At 52.9% G+C, this 3583-nt stretch carries 2 rRNA genes; both read left to right on the forward strand.

Going from position 1 to position 3583, the window contains the following annotated elements:
* Positions 1 to 173 precede the first annotated feature (173 nt).
* Positions 174 to 3066, forward strand: a 23S ribosomal RNA gene (locus Q672_RS27225).
* A 190-nt stretch (positions 3067 to 3256) separates the two neighbouring features.
* Positions 3257 to 3372, forward strand: a 5S ribosomal RNA gene (rrf, locus tag Q672_RS27230).
* The last annotated feature ends 211 nt before the right edge of the window (positions 3373 to 3583 follow it).

The raw sequence follows: 3583 nt of genomic DNA on the forward strand, positions 1-3583 counted from the left end.
GCTCTTTAAAAATTTGGGAAATGAGAAGTCCAAGTATTCATTGAGAATGCAAGCGTTAGAGACTTTCTGACACTTGTGTCTTTATGGTGAATCGTTATCACGATGAATGACCTGGGCGGGATTGGAGTTGCCAGTCGAAAGGCGGGCGATGAAGAGACTGTTTTGGGTTATATAGTCAAGTGATTAAGCGTACACGGTGGATGCCTTGGCAGCCAGAGGCGATGAAGGACGTAGTAGCCTGCGATAAGCTCCGGTTAGGTGGCAAACAACTGTTTGACCCGGAGATTTCCGAATGGGGAAACCCACCTGTCATAAGGCAGGTACCCTGCACTGAATCCATAGGTGTAGGGGGCGAACGAGGGGAACTGAAACATCTAAGTACCCTTAGGAACAGAAATCAATTGAGATTCCGTCAGTAGCGGCGAGCGAACGCGGATTAGCCCTTAAGCTTGTGAATGGTTAGAAGAACGGTCTGGGAAGGCCGGCCATAGTGGGTGATAGCCCCGTATTCGAAAACCTGATCAAGTGAAAACGAGTAGGTCGGAGCACGTGAAACTTTGACTGAACATGGGGGGACCATCCTCCAAGGCTAAATACTCCTGGCTGACCGATAGTGAACCAGTACCGTGAGGGAAAGGCGAAAAGAACCCCGGAGAGGGGAGTGAAATAGAACCTGAAACCGTGTACGTACAAGCAGTCGGAGCCCTCTTTGTGGGGTGACGGCGTACCTTTTGTATAATGGGTCAGCGACTTAATTTCAGTAGCGAGGTTAACCGTTTAGGGGAGCCGTAGGGAAACCGAGTCTTAATAGGGCGTTTAGTTGCTGGGATTAGACCCGAAACCGGGCGATCTATCCATGGGCAGGTTGAAGGTGCGGTAACACGCACTGGAGGACCGAACCGACTACCGTTGAAAAGTTAGCGGATGACCTGTGGATCGGAGTGAAAGGCTAATCAAGCTCGGAGATAGCTGGTTCTCCCCGAAAGCTATTTAGGTAGCGCCTCGGACGAATACCACTGGGGGTAGAGCACTGTTTCGGCTAGGGGGTCATCCCGACTTACCAAACCGATGCAAACTCCGAATACCAGTGAGTACTATCCGGGAGACACACGGCGGGTGCTAACGTCCGTCGTGGAGAGGGAAACAACCCAGACCGCCAGCTAAGGTCCCCAAATTCCAGTTAAGTGGGAAACGATGTGGGAAGGCTCAGACAGCTAGGAGGTTGGCTTAGAAGCAGCCACCCTTTAAAGAAAGCGTAATAGCTCACTAGTCGAGTCGGCCTGCGCGGAAGATGTAACGGGGCTAAAACTGGATACCGAAGCTGCGGCAGCAGACTTGTTCTGCTGGGTAGGGGAGCGTTGTGTAAGCCTGTGAAGGTGTGTTGAGAAGCATGCTGGAGGTATCACAAGTGCGAATGCTGACGTGAGTAACGATAATGGGGGTGAAAAACCTCCACGCCGAAAGACCAAGGTTTCCTGCGCAACGCTAATCGGCGCAGGGTGAGTCGGCCCCTAAGGCGAGGCAGAAATGCGTAGCTGATGGGAAACAGGTTAATATTCCTGTACTTCTTATAACTGCGATGGAGAGACGGAGAAGGCTATGCCTACCGGGCGTTGGTTGTCCCGGGGAAAGGCTGTAGGCTGAGGTGTTAGGCAAATCCGGCACCTTAAGGCTGAGAGTCGAGACCACTGGTCCTTTGTGACCGGGAAGTGGTTGATGCCATGCTTCCAGGAAAATCTTCTAAGCTTCAGGTTATAAGGAACCGTACCCCAAACCGACACAGGTGGTTGGGATGAGTATTCTAAGGCGCTTGAGAGAACTCGGGTGAAGGAACTAGGCAAAATTGTACCGTAACTTCGGGAGAAGGTACGCCGCTGACGGTGATGGGATTTACTCCCTAAGCTATTGGCGGTCGCAGTGAAAAGGCCCCTGCAACTGTTTATTAAAAACACAGCACTCTGCAAACGCGTAAGCGGACGTATAGGGTGTGACGCCTGCCCGGTGCCGGAAGGTTAATTGATGGGGTTAGCTTCGGCGAAGCTCTTGATCGAAGCCCCGGTAAACGGCGGCCGTAACTATAACGGTCCTAAGGTAGCGAAATTCCTTGTCGGGTAAGTTCCGACCTGCACGAATGGCGTAATGATGGGGGCGCTGTCTCCACCCGAGACTCAGTGAAATCGAAATCGCAGTGAAGATGCTGTGTACCCGCGGCTAGACGGAAAGACCCCGTGAACCTTTACTACAGCTTCACAGTGGACTTTGAGCCTGCTTGTGTAGGATAGCTGGGAGACTTTGAAGCAGTGACGCCAGTCATTGTGGAGTCGTCCTTGAAATACCAGCCTGGCATGTTTGAGGTTCTAACCCAGGCCCGTTATCCGGGTCGGGGACATTGTGTGGTGGGTAGTTTGACTGGGGCGGTCTCCTCCCAAAGAGTAACGGAGGAGCACAAAGGTACCCTCAGCACGGTCGGACATCGTGCAACGAGCGTAAAGGTAGAAGGGTGCTTGACTGCGAGACCTACAAGTCGAGCAGGTGCGAAAGCAGGTCTTAGTGATCCGGTGGTTCTGTATGGAAGGGCCATCGCTCAACGGATAAAAGGTACTCCGGGGATAACAGGCTGATACCGCCCAAGAGTTCATATCGACGGCGGTGTTTGGCACCTCGATGTCGGCTCATCTCATCCTGGGGCTGAAGCCGGTCCCAAGGGTATGGCTGTTCGCCATTTAAAGAGGTACGCGAGCTGGGTTTAGAACGTCGTGAGACAGTTCGGTCCCTATCTGCCGTGGGCGTTGGAGATTTGAGAGGAGCTGCTCCTAGTACGAGAGGACCGGAGTGGACGAACCTCTGGTGTTCCGGTTGTCACGCCAGTGGCATTGCCGGGTAGCTATGTTCGGACGGGATAACCGCTGAAAGCATCTAAGCGGGAAGCCTCCCTCAAGATGAGATCTCCCTGGGAACTTGATTCCCCTGAAGGGCCGTTGAAGACCACAACGTTGATAGGCTGGGTGTGGAAGCGTTGTAAGGCGTGAAGCTAACCAGTACTAATTGCCCGTGAGGCTTGACTATATAACACCAAAGCAGTCCCAAGACTCCACTAGTCAGGACAGCGTAAAGACAAGGTGTCAGAAGTCAGCTTGCTAATCATGAATAGCAAACTTCTCGTTCCCAATTTGGCTTTGCCGGTCAGTCAAGTAGTCGACCGGTAAGGCAACCTATTTGGTCCTCCTGATCTCATCAGGAAAACCAAACCAGTTTGCCTGACGACAATAGAGTGTTGGAACCACCTGATCCCATGCCGAACTCAGAAGTGAAACGACACATCGCCGATGGTAGTGTGGGGCTTCCCCATGTGAGAGTAGGTCATCGTCAGGCTCTTAAACTAAACAAAAGACCCCCGCCACGAAAGTGACGGGGGTTTTTTGTTGGGTTTAGGATCACGCTGATCTCCTCTCCCTGCCTCGCAGTGCTCGCGCTGCCATGTGACACCCGATGCACCGAAGGTGCCAGGGTGAGGCGCCGCAGGCGTCCCGAAGGGATAGCGAGCGTGCTCGCTACCTAAGTAGGCCATAATCACGCCAGCCGC

The organism is Alcanivorax sp. P2S70, from assembly GCF_000475295.1.
Taxonomy (GTDB): domain Bacteria; phylum Pseudomonadota; class Gammaproteobacteria; order Pseudomonadales; family Alcanivoracaceae; genus Alcanivorax; species Alcanivorax profundi.